This window comes from Bradyrhizobium sp. CCGB01 (assembly GCF_024199795.1).
Lineage (GTDB): Bacteria > Pseudomonadota > Alphaproteobacteria > Rhizobiales > Xanthobacteraceae > Bradyrhizobium.
Genome location: NZ_JANADK010000001.1, coordinates 3,542,260 through 3,560,280, shown reverse-complemented (window position 1 = coordinate 3,560,280; position 18,021 = coordinate 3,542,260). Strand labels below are relative to the sequence as shown.

At 65.9% G+C, this 18,021-nt stretch carries 15 protein-coding genes; 5 read left to right on the top strand and 10 right to left on the bottom strand.

The genetic code is table 11. The annotated features are described in order from the left end of the window. Positions 1–72: 72 nt before the first annotated feature. The 10 genes from NLM25_RS16185 to NLM25_RS16140 all read right to left on the bottom strand — a co-directional run bounded on the left by NLM25_RS16185 (position 73) and on the right by NLM25_RS16140 (position 13,124). Positions 73–1,770: a GMC family oxidoreductase gene (locus NLM25_RS16185; protein ID WP_254137611.1), complete on the bottom strand. Its 1,698-nt coding sequence runs from the start codon at positions 1,768–1,770 to the stop codon at positions 73–75. Positions 1,771–1,830: 60 nt separating this feature from the next. After that, a complete protein-coding gene (locus NLM25_RS16180) occupies positions 1,831–3,162 on the bottom strand; it encodes an MFS transporter (protein ID WP_254137610.1) in 1,332 nt (443 codons plus the stop codon). Positions 3,163–3,234: 72 nt separating this feature from the next. Then, positions 3,235–4,041 carry an enoyl-CoA hydratase/isomerase family protein gene (locus tag NLM25_RS16175; RefSeq protein WP_254117901.1) on the bottom strand — a complete coding sequence of 269 codons (807 nt, stop codon included), beginning with the start codon at positions 4,039–4,041 and terminating at the stop codon, positions 3,235–3,237. A gap of 38 nt (positions 4,042–4,079) precedes the next feature. Beyond that, on the bottom strand, positions 4,080–5,624 hold the full coding sequence (locus NLM25_RS16170; protein ID WP_254137609.1) for an AMP-binding protein: 1,545 nt from the start codon (positions 5,622–5,624) through the stop codon (positions 4,080–4,082). Next, positions 5,617–6,135: a (2Fe-2S)-binding protein gene (locus tag NLM25_RS16165; RefSeq protein ID WP_254137608.1), complete on the bottom strand. Its 519-nt coding sequence runs from the start codon at positions 6,133–6,135 to the stop codon at positions 5,617–5,619. Before NLM25_RS16165 ends, NLM25_RS16170 begins: the two co-directional genes overlap by 8 nt. Next, positions 6,132–6,947, bottom strand: a complete 816-nt coding sequence (locus NLM25_RS16160) for a xanthine dehydrogenase family protein subunit M (protein ID WP_254137607.1) — start codon at positions 6,945–6,947, stop codon at positions 6,132–6,134. Before NLM25_RS16160 ends, NLM25_RS16165 begins: the two co-directional genes overlap by 4 nt. After that, positions 6,944–9,946, bottom strand: coding sequence for a molybdopterin cofactor-binding domain-containing protein (locus NLM25_RS16155; protein WP_254137606.1), 3,003 nt, complete (start codon positions 9,944–9,946; stop codon positions 6,944–6,946). The genes NLM25_RS16160 and NLM25_RS16155 overlap by 4 nt, the downstream gene beginning before the upstream one ends. Positions 9,947–10,089: 143 nt before the next feature. Continuing rightward, positions 10,090–10,929, bottom strand: coding sequence for a helix-turn-helix transcriptional regulator (locus NLM25_RS16150; RefSeq protein ID WP_254117896.1), 840 nt, complete (start codon positions 10,927–10,929; stop codon positions 10,090–10,092). 124 nt (positions 10,930–11,053) lie between these two features. Next, on the bottom strand, positions 11,054–12,475 hold the full coding sequence (locus NLM25_RS16145) for a UbiD family decarboxylase (protein ID WP_254137605.1): 1,422 nt from the start codon (positions 12,473–12,475) through the stop codon (positions 11,054–11,056). Positions 12,476–12,503: 28 nt separating this feature from the next. Next, entirely contained in the window at positions 12,504–13,124 is a 621-nt protein-coding gene (locus tag NLM25_RS16140; protein ID WP_254137604.1) for a UbiX family flavin prenyltransferase, read from the bottom strand. Positions 13,125–13,287: 163 nt separating this feature from the next. Here NLM25_RS16140 and NLM25_RS16135 point away from each other — a divergent pair, with 163 nt between their 5' ends. The 5 genes from NLM25_RS16135 (at position 13,288) to NLM25_RS16115 (ending at position 18,013) form a co-directional block, all read left to right on the top strand. Further along, positions 13,288–14,256 carry a LysR family transcriptional regulator gene (locus NLM25_RS16135; protein ID WP_254137603.1) on the top strand — a complete coding sequence of 323 codons (969 nt, stop codon included), beginning with the start codon at positions 13,288–13,290 and terminating at the stop codon, positions 14,254–14,256. Between the two features lie 98 nt (positions 14,257–14,354). Next, positions 14,355–15,173, top strand: coding sequence for a helix-turn-helix domain-containing protein (locus NLM25_RS16130; RefSeq protein WP_254137602.1), 819 nt, complete (start codon positions 14,355–14,357; stop codon positions 15,171–15,173). Positions 15,174–15,278: 105 nt separating this feature from the next. Then, positions 15,279–15,968 carry an O-methyltransferase gene (locus NLM25_RS16125; protein ID WP_254141194.1) on the top strand — a complete coding sequence of 230 codons (690 nt, stop codon included), beginning with the start codon at positions 15,279–15,281 and terminating at the stop codon, positions 15,966–15,968. A 39-nt stretch (positions 15,969–16,007) separates the two neighbouring features. After that, positions 16,008–16,763, top strand: coding sequence for a siderophore-interacting protein (locus tag NLM25_RS16120; RefSeq protein WP_254137601.1), 756 nt, complete (start codon positions 16,008–16,010; stop codon positions 16,761–16,763). 209 nt (positions 16,764–16,972) lie between these two features. Beyond that, positions 16,973–18,013, top strand: a complete 1,041-nt coding sequence (locus NLM25_RS16115) for a tripartite tricarboxylate transporter substrate binding protein (RefSeq protein ID WP_254137600.1) — start codon at positions 16,973–16,975, stop codon at positions 18,011–18,013. Positions 18,014–18,021 lie beyond the last annotated feature (8 nt).

Below are 18,021 nucleotides of genomic sequence, written 5' to 3'. Positions count from 1 at the left end.
GCAGCGGGATCGGCGCCCGCCGCCTAATAAGTGGGCGCAGAGCTACACCGAAAGACGGCCGGCGGAAAGGGATCAATGATGCCGCAGCAAGGCATCGCTGATCTTCTCGGCCGCCATGATCACGGGGATATTGGTATTGGCCGTCGGCAGCCTTGGCATGATCGAGGCGTCCGCCACGAAGATGTTCTCGCTGCCGATCAACCTGCCCTCGGGATCGACCACCGCCAACGGATCGGCCGGATCGCCCATGCGGCATGTCCCCACGGGGTGCCAGACGCCGAACACGCTTTGCCGCACGAAGGCTTCGAGGGCGCGGTCGTCCGCCAGCGTCGCCTGAAACGCCGTACCGTTGAGGAGCACGAGCCGGATCAGGAGTTGCCGGAGGCCGGCGGGCACGTCGAGCATCGGACCGAGGATGGAGGCAACGATGCGGTTGGCTGTGCCGTACCGGCTCAGCCGCTTGATGCGCGGAGAATAGGAGGCTGGAAAGAAATCGCCTGCCTCAGGGTTGAGTGCGGGATGAACGACTAGCCTGGCGAGCAGCCGGACGGAGGCGACCAGCCGTTCGAGATCGCGCGGGTCGGACAAGAGATTGAGATCGACGACGGGATAGGTCCTGGGATCGGGCGTCGCCAGCGTGAGCGAGCCGCTCGAATACGGCCGGTTGCACCAGAGGAAATAGAGCCCGAGCCGTGTGCCCAGCGCGTGCCAGCCGCCGCGGGCCGAAGCCGTGATGTACATGTCGGAGGCGTCGCAGCCCTGCTGTCCCGACGAGAAGCGCATGGCCGCAAAATTGGGGCGGCGCCGGGCCAGCGGCAGCCGCAGCCGGCGCGGCAGATACTGGCAGAAGGTCAGCGCCGGATGGTCGCGCAGATTGCTGCCGACGCCCGGGAGATCGATCGCCACGGGAATGCCGAGCGCTTGCAATGCTGCGCCCGGACCGATGCCTGCCCGCATCAGGATCGCAGGCGATTGCAGTGCGCCGGCCGTGAGGATCACGCGGCCGGCGCTGACTATGATCTTGCGCCCGCCACGCGCGACCACCACGCCGGTCGCGCGGCGGCCTTCGATCTGAAGCTGCTCCACCTCGCTGTCCGCCCAGATCGCTAGGTTCGGCCGCGCCCGCGTTGCCGCGTCGAGATAGCCGGCGGCCGTGGACACGCGCCGGTCGTTGCGATTGGAGAACGCCGGCGGAAAAATGCCGTCGTCGAATTCGGCGTTCTGATCCTTGCGCAACGGCAGGCCTGTCACCGACAGCGCCTCGCCGACAGCGCGGCCAAACTGCGGCATCGCTTCGCGCGCGATACGGCGGATCGGGATCGGCCCGTGCCTGCCGTGCAGCGGGCCGTCGAAATCGACATCGGTCTCGAGCTTGAGGAAATATGGCAGGACATCCGCCCAGCCCCAGCCGCGCGCACCGAGATCGCGCCATTCATCGTAATCGCGCGGCAGGCCGCGATTGGCCGACTGCACGTTGATGCTGGAGCCGCCGCCCATCACCCGGCCCTGCTCATAGGCCCGGATAACAGGCTTGCCCTCAACATTGCGACCGGCCGCCGCCGACAGGCCGGGCCAGATGTATTTGTCGCCGAAGAACAGCGTCATCGGATAGCTGTCGAGGATTTCGGGCGGCGTCGCTTCCGGCGGGGTATCCATCCCGGCTTCAATCAGAAGCACGCGCCGTTGCCCGTCAGCAGAAAGCCGGTTGGCGAGCACGCAGCCCGCCGACCCGCCGCCGACGATCACGTCGTCGAAATGCAGCTCATCCATTCCCGTCTCGTCGTGCAATTCGATGGATCGGCGCGGCCTTTGCGGCCGCGCCGATTTGGCTCAGCGGAAGTTGCCCTTGGTCTCGGGGATCACGACCGCGCCGATCAGGTAGATCACGAACACGCCGACCGCGAAGTAGGCCAGCGACATCGGAATCTCCGCGGGGCTTCCGCTCACCAGCGAGACGAAGGTCGGCATCATGCCGCCCAGCGCAAAGCCGATGTTCCACGACAGGCCCGTGCCGCTCGCGCGCAGCGCGGTCGGGAAACGTTCGTTCAGGAAGATCAGCACCGGCGCGTAGCCGGCATTGCCGATGAAGGCGATGGCGAGCGCGTAGAGCGTGATCTGTGTGGTGTCCTTGGTGGCCGCGAGGTTGAGATAGCACAGCGGCAACAGCACCGCCGCGAGGACACCGATCAGGAGGAACGTCTTCTTGCGGCCGATGCGGTCGCTCAGCGCGCCGACCAGTACCGCGGAGAAGAACGCCGAGACGCTCGCGCCCATCAGGATCAGCGACGAGGTCTGGTTCGGAACCGCGTTGATGACCTTCAGGAAGCTCGGCAGATAGCCCGAGGTCAGATAGTAGCCCGCGCCGCCGCCGAAGGTGATGAGCAGGTTGACCAGCAGCACGCCGCGATACTCGCCGGAGAACACGTCCTTGACCGGCGCCTTCGAGACCTTCACCTGCTTGTTGCCCTGCTGGCGCTTGAGCTCCTTGAAGTACGGGGACTCCTCGAGGTTGCGGAAGATGAACCAGCCGAGCAGCGAGCTCAGCAGCCCCGAGAAGAACATGAAGCGCCAGCCCCACACCGCGAAGGCATCGCCGGGGAAGACCGACGACGTGATCAGGAAGATGAAGGACGCCAGCAGCGCGCCGATACCGGCGCCGCCACCGCCGACCAGGCCCGACATCGCGCCGCGCCAATTCGCCGGCACCGATTCCGTGCCGATCGTATGGGTGGACGCCACGACGCCGCCGACGAAGATGCCCTGCACCAGACGCAGCACCAGGAAGATGATCGGCGCGATCACGCCGACCTGCGCAATGGTCGGCAGCAGGCCGAACGCCGCCGTGCTGAGGCCGACGCCGACGATGGCAATCAGCATGGCCTGCTTGCGGCCGTGCACGTCGGCGTAATGACCAAACACCGCCGAGCCGAGCGGACGCATCAGCAGCGTGACGGCGAACGAGCCGTAGACCGCGGCCAGCGACAGCGCCGCATTGCTCGACGGAAAGAACAGCGCGCCGACGACCGGCGCCACGTAGAGCAGAATGAACAAATCGAACAGATCGAGTGCCCATCCGAGCACCGATGCGATGATCGCATTGACCATCTGCTTGTTATCCGCCGATGCTTGCGCACCCGCGACCGGCATATCCATCTCAGCCATGTTGTTTTACCTCCCCCGTTTGAATAGGGCCGCGGTCCGCGCCATTGCGAACCGCGGCAGTTTTGTCGCGTATCAGCGCCCGGTGAACTTCGGCGGACGCTTGGCGTTGAAGGCCTCGACGCCCTCCTTGAAGTCTTCCGACTGGCGCAGGCGGCTGTAGCAATGGCCTTCGAGCTCGATGGCGATGGCGAGCGTCGAATCCTCGGTGTCGTTGAGCAGCTTCTTGGCGGTGCGCTGGGCCAGCGGCGAGAAGGTGCGGAGCTCGTCGACGAGCTTGTCGGTCGCCTTCTCCAGCTCGGCATCCGGCACGCATTCGGTCGCAATGCCCCACTCGTAGGCCTGCTTGGCCGAGATGCGCTTGGAGCGCATCACGATGTCCTTGGTGCGGGTGATGCCGACCATCTTCTGCAGGCGCGCCGAGCCGCCCGAGCCCGGGATCTGGCCGAGCTTCTGCTCCGGCAGCGCGTATTGCGTCGTCTCCGAGGCGATGCGGAAATCGCAGGCCAGCGACAGCTCGAAGCCGACGCCAAAGCAATAGCCGCGGTTGGCGACGATGACGGGCTTGGCGCAACGCGCGGGCGCGGCGATGTTCCAGGCGAGCTTGGACACATGCTCGGGGCTCGCTTCCATGAAGCCGCCGATATTGCCGCCGCTGGAGAAATGCTCCCCCTCGCCGCGCACGACGATCACGCGGACGCGCGGATCCTCGTCCAGCGTCTCGAAGGTCAGGCGCAGCTGGTCGCGCTGCGGCATCGCCACGACGTTGTAGGGCGGACGGCCCAGGATGATGTCGGCGCGCTCATGCGCCTCGTCGATCTCGACCTTGAACCCGTCGAGCTTGGCGAGCCGAGGGTCAGTGAATGTATAGGGTGACGGCATGTTGTCTTCCTTCTGTTGATTGTTGATGGCTGTGATGATCAGGCGGCGTCCGATGGCGGCAGGCGCTCGGCCTCGTATTCTCCGGCGACGAGCAGGCGCCGCAGCAGCTTGCCGACCGGCGATTTGGGAATCGCGTCGACGAAGACGTAGCGGCGCGGCCGCTTGAAATTGGCAAGGCCCGATGTGCGGCAGAACTGCTCCAGCTCGACCTCGGAAACGGCACGGTTGCGCTTGACGAAGGCGGCGACGACCTTGCCCCACTTCTCGTCGGCGACACCGACCACAGCGACCTCGTCGACCGCCGGATGCAGCGACAGGCAGCTCTCGATCTCGACCGGCGAGACATTCTCGCCGCCAGTGATGATCATGTCGTCGACACGCCCGGTGACGAAGAGATCGCCGTCGGAATCAATGAGGCCGGTATCCCCCGTAAAGTACCATCCCTCGCGCAGCGACTTGGCGTCGGCTTCGGGCCGGCGCCAGTAGCCTTCGAAGGCCTCGTCGCCGGCGAGCGTTGCGATGATCTCGCCCTCCTCGCCGACCGCGGCAAGCTCCGCGATCGACTTCGCGCCGATGCGTACGACCTTGACGTGCTGGTTCAGCCCCGCCTTGCCGGCCGAGCCGGGCTTTGCCGCCGCGTTCTGATCGATCGTAAAGGTGTAGATCTCGGAGCTGCCGTAGTGATTGACGAACAGCTCCGGCTTGAACGCCTCGTTCAGCTTCTTCAGCAGGCCATCGGTCATCGACGCACCGGCGAAGCCGAGCTTGCGCACGCTGGAGACGTCGGTCTTCGCGAAGGCCTCGTGATGGACGAGGTCGTGGTAGAGCGTCGGCACCAGATAGAGGTTGGTGATCTCCTCCTTCTCGATCAGCGCCAGCGCCTGGCGGCTGTCGTAGCGCGGCAGACAGATGAAAGTACCGCCGATCAGCGACATAGCCAGCAGCGAGCGGACGCCCATGGTGTGATAGAGCGGCATCACGCCGAGCGTGCGCTCGCCGCGGCCGTAGAGATTTTGCGCGACATGGGCGATCGCGGCCGCGCGTTCGGCACGGTGCCGGCGCGGCACGCCCTTCGGGCGCGAGGTCGTACCCGACGTGTAGAGCATGATCGACCAGGCATCGGCGCCGACGCGCGGCTCGGCATCCGGCGCGCTGTCCTTGACCAGATCGGCGAAGCTGGTCGCCTCGCCTGTTCCGGGATCGACGAATATACGCAGCAGCTTGCCCGATAGCGCGGAGCCCTGCACCGCCTCGGCGGAGACGTCCTGATAGACGATCGCGCAGGCTTCGGCGTTCTCGATGCAATAATCGAGCTCGTCGGCCTTGGCGCGCCAGTTGATCGGCGTGATCACGAGGCCCGCGAACTGGCAGGCCCAGTGCAGCGTCGCGGCCTCCCAGCGGTTCTGCAAGAGCGTGACGACGTGATCGCCGGGCTTGAGGCCGAGGCGCTCGAGCGAGGCCACGAGCGCGGAAATCTTGTCGTACCATTGCCGGTAGGTCAGGCGCAGATCGCCGTCGACCAAGGCAATGGCATGGGGATCGCGCGCGGCGCTGGCCATGAAGCTGCTGGCGAGATCAAGCATCTGACGTCTCTTTTTTGGATGAAGTGAGCTCTGCGGCGGCTTCGAGGGCCGCCTGGATGATCGGGGTGTAGCCGGTGCAGCGGCAGATATGCCCGCTGAGGAGATCGCGGATCTCCGCCTCGGTCGGCGACGGGTTGTTCGCGAGATAATGGTCGAGCGACATCAGGATACCGGCCGTGCAGAAGCCGCACTGGAGCGCGTGGTTGCGGCGGAACGCCTGTTGCAGCACGCCGAGCCGGTCGGCGGAGGGCGCGAGCCCTTCGACCGTCCTGATCTCGCAGCCTTCGACCTGCGCGGCGAGCGTCAGGCAGGACCGCGTCAGCATGCCGTCGACGACGACAGTGCAGGCGCCGCAGACGCCGTGCTCACAGCCGACATGGGTGCCGGTGGCACCCAGCTGGTGCCGCAGGAAATCGGACAGCAACATGCGCGGCTCGGCTTCTCCCTCGACCGGCTTGCCGTTGAGCGAGAAGCGGACGGCATGGCGCTGCTCTGCCTTGAGACATGTCATTGCAGCACCTCGCCGATCAGGTCGCGGCCGATCATGCGTACGAGGTCACGGCGGTAACGCGCGGTGGCGTGGACGTCGTCACGCGCACCAAGCTCGTAGCCAAAGGCATTGAGGGCATCATCGAGCGCAGTCCCTTCGAGCCGCGGCCAGTCCCGCGCGGTGGGTACGTCAGCAACGCCGCCAACGGCGAGCCGCACACCCGTCGGCGTCTTCATGGCGGCGCAGGCGACGATGGCGAAATCGCCATGACGGCGCGCGACCTCACGGAACGCGAAGCGTGATCCCTTGGTGACCGGCAGCGAGATGCCTTCGATCAGTTCGTCGTCGGCACGCGCCGTCAGCATCATGCCGGCGAAGAAGTCTTTTGCAGCGACACGGCGACGCCGTTTGGCGCTGCGCAAAAGCACCTCGCCGCCAAGCGCGACCAGCGTCAGCGGCATCTCGGCGCTGGGATCGGCATGCGCGAGCGAACCGCAGATGGTGCCGCGGCTGCGTGTCTGCATATGCCCGACCCAGGGCAGCGCCAGCGCCACCAGCGGCAGCGCTTCGGCGAGATCAGGCCATGCGAGGAGATCAGCCTGGCGCACGCCGGCGCCGATGACGACGGCGTCGCCCTTCCGCTCGATCTGGCGGAGCTCCTTGAGACGCATGATGTCGATCAGCAGCTTCGGCTTGGCGAGACGCATGTTGAGCATCGCCATCAGCGACTGCCCTCCGGCAAGGACGCGGGCGTCGCCGCCTTGCTGCGCGAGCCCTTCGAGGACTTCACTGATGCTCCCGGCACGGAGATAGTCGAATGCGGGCGGCTTCATCGGCGCCCTCCGAACAGGCTCGAGAGCTTCGCCAGCAGGGCGAACAGCGAGAAGCCGCCGCCCGTCGCGCCACCACCACCGGCCTTGCGGGCCAGCGCGGTGAAGAACTGGCCGATGATCACGCGCGTCGCACCATCGAGCAGACGGCCGCCGATGCTGGCGACCTTGCCCCCGATCGCCGCGTCATAGCTGTAGGTCAGCCTGGTTCCGCCACCGCCGTCTGGCGCCAGCGTGATCCGACCTTCGGCGCTGCCGAAGCCGAGCGCACCGGTGGCGCCGCCGCGCAGAGTGACCGCGCGCGGCGGATCGAGATCGAACAGCTCGACATCGGCGCGATAGCGCCCGGTGACGGGGCCGATGCCGAGCGTGACGTCGGCGCGGAAATGCGTGTCGGAGACCTTGTCGACGCGCTGACAGCCGGGAATGACGGATTGCAGCGTCGCGGGATCGAGCAGCATCGCCCAGACCTGCTCGGGCGCGCCCTTCACCGAGGCCTGCCCCTCGCCCCGCAGCCGGCGATCGCCTTCACGCACGGGCGCGGCCGTCGCGCCGCCTGCGGGAGGCGGCGGCTCGTCGCCGCGCACAAGCTCTGCGAGCCGCGCCGGCACGAGCGGTAGCGTGAGATCGGCGACGCCGAGCGCATCCGCGACTGCATTGGCGAGGCACACCGGCGTCGACATGCAATTGCCCTCGCCGACGCCCTTGGCACCAAGCGGCGTGAACGGCGACGGCGTCTCCATGTGGATGATCTCGGGCTCCGGCACCTCTGTCGTGGTCGGCAGCAGATAGTCGGCGAGCGTCCCCGTCAGGAAACTGCCGTCCTCGGCATAGGCATATTCCTCGTAGAGCGCGGCTCCGAGCGCCTGCGCAAAGCCGCCGCGGATCTGGCCGTTGACCATGCCGGGATGCAAAATGGTGCCGCAATCGTGCATGGTGACGTAGCGATCGATCCGCGTCTCCAGCGTCGTGCGATCGACCTCGACGCCGCAAAAGTCGAAAATAAAGCCGTGGCAGAGCGAGGAATTGATGCGGTCGTCCTCGTCGGGCGGCGTCAGCTCAGGCGGCGTCCAGAACACGGTTTCGCGGATGGTCTGGCCGGCATCATCGGGCAGCGAGCCCGGCGACCAATGGCTGAGCGCGGCAACCCGCGAGAACGCGATCCGGTTCTCCGGATTGTGCTTTGAGGCGACGAAGCCCTTTGCGAACACGATATCGGCGGCTTCGACATTGAGTTGGCTCGCCGCAATGCGCGCGAGACGGCTCGCAACGCGCTCAGCGGCCAGCTTTGCCGTGCCGGCCACGGCGGCTGCGAAACGGCTGGCGTAATTGCCCGATGCGATCGACCAGGCGTCCTTGGCCGTGTCGATCTCGGTGTTGACGCGGATGTCCTTTGGCTGAAGGCCGAAGACGTCGGCGACGACCTGCGACAGCACCGTGCGATGGCCCTGCCCCTGCGGCACCGAGGCGACGTGAACGGTGACGCTTCCGACCGGATCGAGCCCGACCGTCGCGGTCGCCTGCGCACCGTTCTTCGGCCCCGCCTTGCGGCGCTCGGCGGCGGTGAGCACCGTCGTGATGTAGCCCATGTTGGAGACGCTGGGCTCGACCACCGCGGTGAAGCCAATGCCGTAGAGCCGCCCCTGCGCCCGCGCCTCATCGCGGCGCGATTTAAGCTCCGCGAGCCTGCCCTGCTCGACCGCGCGCGCGACGGCTTCCTGGTAATTTCCGGAATCGAGCAAGGCGCCCGTCGCGGTGCGATAGGGAAACGCGCCCGCCTCGATCAGATTGCGCTTGATGACATCGAGCGGATCGAGGCCGAGGCCGATCGCGATCCGCTGCACCAGACGCTCCAGCGCGAAATAGACCTGCGGTCCGCCAAAGCCACGGTTGAGGCCGGTCGGCGTCTTGTTGGTGACGACGACGCGGTTGCGGATGCTGACGTGACGGATGTCGTAGGCACCGGTCATGTTGCCGTGCATGCGATAGAGCGTCGCCGGCTCGGGCGCGCGCAGGTGAGCGCCGCAATCCTCGACCTGGTCCCAATCGAGTGCGAGGATCTTGCCGTCGCTTGCGACCGCCGCCGACAATGTCGTCGCGCGGTTGGTCGCCGACACCGACGCGGTGAGATGTTCGAGCCGATCCTCGATCCACTTGACCGGCCAGCCCGTGACGCGGGCAGCAGCAGCGATCAGCACGATGTAGGGAAACACGCCCTGCTTGACGCCAAAGCTGCCGCCGGAATCCGGCGGCGTGCGCAGCCGCAGCCGGTTGCCCGGCACTTTCAGCGCGCGCGCAATGACTGTGTGGATGCTGAACGGGCCCTGGAAATTTGCGAGCACCTCGTAGGCATCTTCGCCGGCATCGTGCGAGGCGACGACGCCGTAGGTCTCGATCGGCGTGCAGGAATTGCGGGGATAGCGGATGTCGACGGAGAAACGATGCGGCGCATCCGCAAAGGCCTTCTCGGGATCGCCATAGCGGAACGCGCGTTCGCTGGCGAGATTGCCGGGAAAGCCGTCATGCAGCACCGGTGCGCCCGCCGCGATCGCACCAAGCGGCTCGACGACGGCGCCGCGCGGGCGATATTCGACGTTGATGAGCTCGGCCGCGTCTTCCGCGAGGGCGCGGCCGGTCGCAACGACCACCGCCACGGGCTCGCCGACATAGCGCACGCGGTCCATGGCGATGGGCCAGCACTCGACCGGAGCCTTCACGCCGACGACGAGGGTTGTGGTGACGGCCTTGACGTCCTCGCCGGTCAGAACCGCGGCAACGCCCGGCAGGTTCCTCGCGGCTTCAGCATCGATCGAGAGAATGTCGGCATGCGCGTGCGGCGAGCGCAAAATCGTCGCCTGCAGCGTGCCGGGCGCAACGCCGAGATCGTCGATGAAGCGGCCGCGGCCGCTGAGCAGCGCGGCATCCTCGACGCGCTCGATCGAACGCCCGACCCACGGCTCGTCGCCACTTCCCGGATTTGCGGATTTGACCGCCTGCAACATGTCCCGGCATACCTCCCGACGCGTTCTTTGACGCGACGGTGACAGATGTCAGGACGGGGGATGCGGGGGCCATACCGCCCACTCTCACGACTTACCAAATCGTCTCATTCGAGAGCGTGCAGCGCAATATCGGCCCGCAAGACTCAACCTGCAAGACGCGAGACGTTGCGAAACTCGCGCGGGCTGACGCCGGCATGATCGCGGAAGAAGCGCGTGAAATGCGCCGGCTCCGGAAACCCAAACCGCTCGCTGAGCTCGCCGAGCGGCGTATCCTCGCGCATCACGGCATCGAGCGCACGCTCCATGCGAACGACGTTGAGATAGATCTTTGGCGAGACGCCGAGCGAGGTCTCGAACAGGCGGAAGAACTGCGCGCGCGAGAGCCCTGCGCCCTTCACGAACTGATCGACATTGGCATAGGAATCGTTCACCCGCATCGCGTCCATGGCGCGGCGGATGCGCCAGTCGCAGCTCACCGCGCTCATGCCGCGGATCGAGGTGGGGAAACTGCGCCAGGGCGTGAAGCGCTCGATCACCGCGATCATCAGGTCGGACAGCGTCTGCTCGTGCGTGCGCACCGCATCCGGATTCGCCATCATTTCAGCCGCCAGATGCAGCGTGAGCTGACGAATGCGCGGCGACACCTCTCCCGACGGCCGCTCGAAAAAGCCCGGCGCGCCGCTCGCGGCCCAGCCGGGACGGAACTCCTTCAGCCATTCCGGCTCGATGTAGAGCGCCATGATGAGCGTGCGCGGACGATTGGCGTCGTGCACATAGGCATGCGGCTTCCAGCCGTCGACGAGAACGGCGGCGGTATCCGTCAGCGGCGTGACCTGGTCCCCGACCATGAACTGCGTATCGGCGCCCTCGACCTTGAGCAGGACGTGGCAGTGATGATGGGCGTGGCGGACCAGCGAACGGTCCATGTCGAGCAGAGCGACCCTGCCGAAAGCGCCATGAGCGATGCGCAGGGCCGTCGACATCAGTTCCGTCCTCCCGGCATTGCGCCGCAAAATGGTTGGCTTATTCGCGCGGCACTATAGGCAGCACCGGCTTCATATTCCAACCGCGCACAAAGACGCAAGTTGCAGGCGGGCGGTAATCCGCTCATGTTCGCGCCTCCGCAAGAAGGCGCGCGACCGCCGCGCTCGGATCGGCCTGCAAAGCGGCGGCGAGATTCACGTCCTCCTCGCCCTTGACGCGAATGCGCTTGAAGGCGAGCTCGGGTGCGCTGACGGGCGCGGTCGCATCCAGGCCCATTTTGGCACTGATGCCGTTGTCGGTGGTCGGATCGAGTTTTGAGCCGAGCGCGCCCGCGACCACCATGAGGTCGCGGTCGGCCTGGAATCGCGTCGCCACCGCCCATTCGATCTCCTCGGATGAGGAGATGTCGACGTCCTTGTCGACCACGATCACCTGCTTGATGTCGTAGTGCGCGCCGAATGCGCACATCATGACGTTCTTCGGCTCGCCATCATTGGTCTTGTCCATCTTGATCGCGAGATGGTAGCGGCAGGTGCCGCCGCGCGTGAGACGAACATCGAGCACATTGGGGAAGCTGCGACGCAGATGCTGGAGCAGCGTTGCCTCGCGCGGCACGCCGCCGAGGATGAGATGCTCGAAGCCGCCGCCGACGATGGTGTGAAAGATCGGCGCCCTGCGATGCGTGATCGCATCGACCTCGATCACCTCGCGATTGGCGCGTGGGCCGTAATATTGGGGGAATTCGCCGAACGGTCCTTCCGGCTCACGCACGCCTTGCAGAATGCGTCCTTCGATGACGATCTCCGCATGGGCGGGAACGCGTACCGAATTGGTGCGGCACTTCACGACATCGACCGGCGCGCCGAGCAGCGCGCCCGCGATCGCCATCTCGTCCTCGTCCAGCGCGGCGATGGCTTGGGATGCCAGCATCAGCGCCGGATGCGCGCCGATCACGATTGCGATCTCCAGCGCCTGGCCCAGCTCTTCGGCGAGGCGATAGTAAGAAAACGTGTGACGCGGCAGCAGCAGCACGCCGATGCGGTTCTTGCTGGAGATCTGGCAACGGTGGATCGAGACGTTCTGAACGCCGGTCTTCGGATTGCGCGCGATCAGCAGGCCGGCGGTGATGTAGGGACCGCTGTCCCGCTCATTGTGCTTGGGCACCGGGAGTTGGCGGAGCAGATCGACATCCTCATGCACGACCTCCTGCACCGGCCCGCTCACGACCTCATGCGTCGGCAGCGGGTTGCTTGCGGCAGCCAGGAACCGCGGCAGCAGCTGGTCCTCGCTCACGCCGATGGAATCGGCCACCCAGTCGCGGCCGGCAAACAGATTGGCGACGACGGGAATCTCGTGCCCGTCGGGGCGCGGAAACAGCACCGCGCTGTCGCGCTCCAGCCGCTTGGCGATTGCGGCGAGTTCATCGGCCAAACCAATGCCCTCACGGGCGATAGCGAGCTTGCCGCGCTCGGCGAGGTAGGCGAGCCAGGCGCGCAGATCTAACGGCGCCTTCGCGCCCGCCTTGGCCGGAGTTTCCATTTGCATGTAACGGGTCTTTCCTTGCGTCTTCAGGTCAGGGCGCAATCTTGCGCAGCGACGGCGAGCGGCGCTTGAGCGCCTCGTCCTCGCCCCAGCGGCGCACCACGCCGATATCGATGTCGTAGAGGTCGAGCACACGGCCGACGGTGTGCTCGACCATATCTTCGAGATTCTCGGGTTTTGCGTAGAACGCCGGCACGGGCGGCGCGATGATCGCGCCCATCTCCGACAGGGCGGTCATCGTCCTGAGGTGACCGGTATGCAGCGGCGTCTCGCGGACCATCAGCACCAGGCGACGGCGCTCCTTCAGCACGACGTCGGCGGCGCGCGTGAGCAGCGTCGTGGTGACGCCGGAGGCGATCTCGGACATCGAGCGCATCGAGCACGGCGCCACGATCATCCCGGCCGTGCGGAACGAGCCGCTCGATATTGCGGAGGCCATGTCGTCGTTCGCGTGGAAGACATTGGCGAGCTCCCTCACCTCCGCGATCTTCAGGTCGGTCTCGTAGGCGAAAGTCAGCTCGGCGGTCTTCGACATCACCAGATGGGTCTCGACGCCGGCATTGCGCAGAAGCTGCAGCAGGCGCACGCCATAGGTGACGCCCGAGGCGCCGGAAATGCCGATGATCATCCGCTTGGGGCTGGCGTCCTGCATATTTATGATTTTGCTCCCTGGGGGGACCGCGCCCCCTCGAGCGGCAAGACTAGGCAATCCAACCCATCACCACAAATAATGATTGATTATAACATTCATCATCTGAGATGATGGCCCGGAGCAAGATCGGCGAAGAAAGGCCAGGCCCGTGGAACTCAGGCAGATGCAATATTTCCTGTGCCTGGCCGAGGAGAAAAACGTCACCCGTGCCGCGCGCCAGCTCAACATCGTTCAGCCCGCACTGAGCATGCAGATCGCCAAGCTCGAAGCCGAGCTCGGCCAGAAGCTGTTCGATCGCAGCGTGCAGGGCATGACGCTGACCAGCGCCGGCGAAGCTTTGGTGCGTCTGACGGCGCCGATCGTGCGCGACGCCGAATATGCGCGGCAGGAGATGGCGCAGCTCGGCGGGCGCATCTCGGGGCGCGTCTCGGTCGGCCTCATCACCTCGGTGGCACAGAGCACGATGGCGAGTTCGTCCGCGGCCGTCGCCAGCCGCTATCCCGAGATCACGCTGTCGGCCTGCGAGGGCTACACCGAGACGCTGGTCGACTGGGTCAACACCGGCCAGCTCGATTTCGCGCTGATCAACGTGCCACGCCGGAAGACGCCGCTGGCCGCGCATCACATCATGGACGAGGAGATGGTGTTCGCCTGCCGCAAGGACAGCCCGCTCAGGCCGCCGGCAAAACTGCGCTTCGACCACATCGCGAATTTCGACCTGGTGCTGCCCTCCAAGCGCCATGGCCTGCGGCTGATCCTGGACGAGCACGCCGCGGCAATCGGCATCGACCTGCGGCCGCGGCTCGAGCTCGACACCCTGCCCGCGCTCTGCGACGTCATCGCGACCACCGATTTCGCGACGGTGCTGCCGACCATCGCGCTCCGGCAATCGCTGGCAGGCGGGACCATCCGGGCGCATCGCTTCGACGCGCAGCGGATCGTACGCTCGATCGCCTGGGTGCATCATCCGCGGCGCGCGGTGTCGGTCGCGGCCAAGGCCGTGCTGGACGTCATCAGCCACGATCTGGCGCAGGCCGCCGCCGCGGCGAGAGAGTTCGTGGAGCCCTCCTCCAGCGGCAAAGGCGCTTCGTCCCGCAAGGAGCAGCGCAAGCCAAGGAAGCGCGCCGGTTAGAACCGATCGAGATTAAGTCTCCCTGCGTTGAAAGTCGCGATCGCCGGCCAGATATTGCCTGTGCCCACTCCTCGCGTCCGGACCGACCATCGCCCGCCATGCCCTTCTTCCGGCTCAACGACGACCATTTTCTCCCCGACGACCTCGGGGATTTCGACCCTGAAATCGTGCCGCGCACCCTTGCCGCCTTCGGTGGCCGCATGGTCACCAAGGGCATGGAGCTGGCGATGCACGCGCATCGCAAGGACGAGCTGGTCCTGACCTTGCGCGGCATCGTCAGGCTGGAGGCCGGGCACGGCGTCTGGATCGTGCCGCCGCGCTGTGCGGTGTGGATCCCCGGAAATGTCCCGCACAGCGTGAGCGTTATCGGCGATGTCGAGATGCATTGCCTGTTCATCGAGCCGGAGGCTGTGCCGGCGTTGCCGCGACAATGCTGCGCGCTGTCGATCTCGCCTCTGCTGGCGAGCCTGCTGGTCCATGCCACCCACATGCCCGTGATGTACGACGTCGACGGCGCCGACGGACGGATCGCCACGGTGCTGCTCGACCAGCTCGCGGTCGCGCCGACCGAGGAGCTGCGCTTCCCGATGCCTGTCGACATGAGGCTGCGCCGCATCGCGAGCGCGTTGATGGAGCATCCGTCCGATCGCGCCACGATCGACGATTGGGGCCGGCGCATCGCGATTGCTCCCAGAACCCTCACCCGCATCCTGCAACGCGAGACAGGCATGAGCTTTGGCCGCTGGCGCCAGCAGCTCCACATCCTGATCGCGCTTCAACGCCTCGACCAGGGTGCCTCGGTGCAAGCAGTGGCGCTCGATCTCGGCTATGAGGGCGCGAGCGCCTTCGTCACCATGTTCCGCAAGGCGCTCGGCAAGCCGCCCGCGCGATATCTGGCCGAGCGCCGCGCACACTGACCGGAAATCGCAATCGATTGTCCCGTTCGCGGAATGCGGCCAAACGCACGATCTCGTATCCAGGCTCCGAAGCGCGGGTGGCGCATTGCAAGGGAGCCGATCATGATGGATTCACTCAGCACGGGCCTGGTCGCCGACGTCCTCGATCGCCTTCACCAGGAGGCGGAGATCGCCGATGCGCCGCTGATGCAGGCGCTGGTCGATGAAGCCGGCAGCCGTGAGGAGTTGATCAGCCAGGCCATTGCGGCCGAGAGCCGCAATCTCAACGCCGTCTACCAGAACTATGCCAACAATTTCCTGAGCGTCTCGCCGCGGTTCGGACGCTTTCTTTATATGTGCGCCCGCGCCTGCAAGGCGAACCGTATCGTCGAATTCGGCTCCTCGATGGGAATTTCGGCGATCTATATGGCGGCCGCGCTGCGCGACACGGGCGGCGGCCGCCTGATCGGGACCGATCTCGAGCCCGGCAAGATCGAGCGCGCCAGCGCCAATGTCGCCGCCGCCGGGCTCTCCGACTTCGTTGAATTCCGGCTCGGCGATGCCCGCGAAACGCTGGCGTCCGGCCTTGGCGAGATCGACATGGTGATGCTCGACGGCGCCTTCACGCTCTATCTTCCCATTCTCCAATTGCTGGAGCCGCAATTGAAGCCCGGCGCGCTGATCGTCGGCGAGAACGCGTTCGAGGAAGCCTCCGGCTATCTCGACTACGTCAGAGATCCCGGGAACGGCTATCTCTCGCTGTCGCTACCGTTCGACCCCGGCCGCGGCAACGAACTCACGATCAAGACCAGATGATCCGCAGTGCCATGAAACCTGATTAATGGGAGCCAAGCCTTGAACGAGCCCGGCCAAGCGCCGCAAATCTCCGAACCATCGCAGGCACCGCAAGGACGGGTCACGCGAATGCTGCTGCGGTGGCTGATGCGCCCTGCGCGCGCCGCCGCCATCGAGACACTCTCGCCGTGCTTTCGGCTCATCGAGCTCGAAGGCGACGCACTCAAGGACGTTGCCTGGAGCGCCGGCCAGAAGGTCCAGGTCGCGATGGGCTCAGGCCTCAGCGCGCGCACCTATACGCCGATGTCGTGGAACGCAGGCAGCGGCAGGACGCGACTGCTCGCCTTCGCGCATGGCGATGGCCCCGGCAGTCGCTGGGCCAGCGGTTTACGCGAAGGCGATACCTGCCAGTTATTCGGTCCGCGCCGTTCGCTCGATCTTGCCGATCTGGAAGCGCCTGTCATCCTGTTCGGCGATGAGACCTCGTTTGGCCTCGCGGCGGCGTTGCGCGACAATTTGCAAGCCGGCGGTGCGCTCCACATCTTTGAGACCACTGATGTCGTGGAGTCGCGACAAGTGCTGGATGCCGTCAACCTCCGCGAGGCGAGATTGGTCGCTCGCAGCGCTGGCGATGATCATCTCACGACCGTTGAAGCGGAATTGCTGCGCCTCGCTGCAAACGGAGCGCAGTTCGTCCTGACCGGCAAGGCGTCCTCGATCCAGCGAGTCAGCCGCGCGCTGAAGGCCGCGGGCGTTGCATCAGCGCGGATCAAGGCCAAAGCCTATTGGTCACCAGGCAAGACCGGGCTCGATTAAGGCTCATCGCGCTCGGACAAGATGTCGCGCCTCCCGCAAAATGAGACGGGTTGGTAAGTTTTGAGACGAGGCGGCATGACGGTCGCATCGGCCTGCTAACTACGGTCCAGGCGCAGAAAATCGCGACCTGGCGCTCATCCCCGACGTCTCTTGTCCCGGACGATCCCTCGGTTCGCAAAACAAGACACAGTCGGGAGATCCAGTCCGAGATGACACGGTTCGGTCGCAGCAAGATCACAGACGCCGCTCAGCAGCAGAGCGAGGGATTTCGTCCTGACCGGAGGTCGCTGCTCGCGCTTGGCGCAGGCGCGGCTCTCGCCGCCACCGGGCTGCGTCCCGCACACGCGCAAGACTATCCCGCCCGGCCAGTCCAGGTGCTCGTGCCCTTTGCCGGCGGCAGCGCCAGCGACGTCATCACGCGGATCCTGCTCAATCGCATGTCCACGTCGCTCGGACAGGCTTTCGTGGTCGACAACCGCCCCGGCGCCGGCGGCAATATCGGTACCGCGGCCGCGGCGCATGCGGCCCCGGACGGCTACACATTGCTGATGAGCACTTCCGGCCCGCTGGCTGCGAACAAGTCGCTCTACAAGGAGCTGCCCTACGATCCGCTGAAGGATCTCGCCCCGATCGGCCTGTTCGCGACGATGCCGAATGTCGTCGTGATCAATTCGAAGCTGCCGCCGAAATCGCTGGCCGAGCTGATCGAGTACGCCAAGGCGCATCCGCGGGAGCTGAACTACGGCACCGTCGGCGTCGGCTCGTCGCAGCATTTGTCGGCGGCCTATTTCGAGCAGCTCACGGGCACCGAGCTCACGCACGTTCCCTACCGCAACATCGCCGCCTACACGCCGGACTTCATCGCGAGCCAGGTCCCGCTCGGCTTCCAGCTGTTGCCGAACGTCCTCGGCCTGATCAAGAGCGGCGATGCGCGCCCGCTCGCGGTCGCCAGCGACAAGCGCATGACGGCGCTGCCTGACGTGCCGACCGCGTCCGAGGCCGGGCTGAAGAATTACGAGAGCGCGGCCTGGCTTGCGCTGCTTGCGCCGGCGAATACCGACAAGGCCGTCGTCGACAAGCTCTATAAGGCGATGGTCGAAGCCGTGAACGATCCGAAAGTGCGCGCCCTCTTCGTCGAGCAGGGCGCCGAGCCCTTGGTGATGGACCCGCAAGGCCTGACGAACTTCATGACGTCAGAAACCACGAAGTGGGCCGGCATCATCAAGAAGATCGGCATCGAGCCGATGTGACCAGTCAC

Coding starts and splice junctions, on each gene's coding strand:
- NLM25_RS16140 (WP_254137604.1), bottom strand. CDS start 13,124: ATGCAGGACGCCAGCCCCAAGCGGATGATCATCGGCATTTCCGGCGCC.
- NLM25_RS16185 (WP_254137611.1), bottom strand. CDS start 1,770: ATGGATGAGCTGCATTTCGACGACGTGATCGTCGGCGGCGGGTCGGCG.
- NLM25_RS16175 (WP_254117901.1), bottom strand. CDS start 4,041: ATGCCGTCACCCTATACATTCACTGACCCTCGGCTCGCCAAGCTCGAC.
- NLM25_RS16160 (WP_254137607.1), bottom strand. CDS start 6,947: ATGAAGCCGCCCGCATTCGACTATCTCCGTGCCGGGAGCATCAGTGAA.
- NLM25_RS16145 (WP_254137605.1), bottom strand. CDS start 12,475: ATGCAAATGGAAACTCCGGCCAAGGCGGGCGCGAAGGCGCCGTTAGAT.
- NLM25_RS16125 (WP_254141194.1), top strand. CDS start 15,279: ATGGATTCACTCAGCACGGGCCTGGTCGCCGACGTCCTCGATCGCCTT.
- NLM25_RS16115 (WP_254137600.1), top strand. CDS start 16,973: ATGACACGGTTCGGTCGCAGCAAGATCACAGACGCCGCTCAGCAGCAG.
- NLM25_RS16165 (WP_254137608.1), bottom strand. CDS start 6,135: ATGACATGTCTCAAGGCAGAGCAGCGCCATGCCGTCCGCTTCTCGCTC.
- NLM25_RS16150 (WP_254117896.1), bottom strand. CDS start 10,929: ATGTCGACGGCCCTGCGCATCGCTCATGGCGCTTTCGGCAGGGTCGCT.
- NLM25_RS16155 (WP_254137606.1), bottom strand. CDS start 9,946: ATGTTGCAGGCGGTCAAATCCGCAAATCCGGGAAGTGGCGACGAGCCG.
- NLM25_RS16180 (WP_254137610.1), bottom strand. CDS start 3,162: ATGGCTGAGATGGATATGCCGGTCGCGGGTGCGCAAGCATCGGCGGAT.
- NLM25_RS16130 (WP_254137602.1), top strand. CDS start 14,355: ATGCCCTTCTTCCGGCTCAACGACGACCATTTTCTCCCCGACGACCTC.
- NLM25_RS16135 (WP_254137603.1), top strand. CDS start 13,288: ATGCAATATTTCCTGTGCCTGGCCGAGGAGAAAAACGTCACCCGTGCC.
- NLM25_RS16170 (WP_254137609.1), bottom strand. CDS start 5,624: ATGCTTGATCTCGCCAGCAGCTTCATGGCCAGCGCCGCGCGCGATCCC.